General features: G+C 75.5%; 1 protein-coding gene. It reads right to left on the minus strand.

Going from position 1 to position 278, the window contains the following annotated elements:
• Positions 1–278 (minus strand): helicase associated domain-containing protein (locus VR44_RS25105; RefSeq protein ID WP_045949863.1); only part of this gene is annotated, 278 nt, incomplete at both ends.

The following is a 278-nucleotide window of genomic DNA, read 5'->3' on the forward strand; positions in this document are numbered from 1 at the left end:
GCGCAAGGGCCGCCAGGCCCCGCTGGAACGCCTGCTGCGCCTGGCCCGCAGGGGCGGGAGCGGGCGCCTGGTCGGGCTGCACGCCGATCGCGGTCAGCCGCTCCTGCTGCTCGGGCAGCAGCCGCGCCCAGGTGGCAGGCTGCTTCTGCTGTCGGAGCCACCATCCGATGTCGTCGCCGTCCAGGAGCACGCCGGGGGTGATGTCGGGCAGGTGGCCGTCGGCGTCGACGAGGTCGGCCGGGACGCGGTAGTGCCGCTGCCAGTCCAGTGGCCAGGGT

The sequence above is a fragment of the Streptomyces katrae genome (assembly GCF_000966975.1).
Taxonomy (GTDB): domain Bacteria; phylum Actinomycetota; class Actinomycetes; order Streptomycetales; family Streptomycetaceae; genus Streptomyces; species Streptomyces katrae.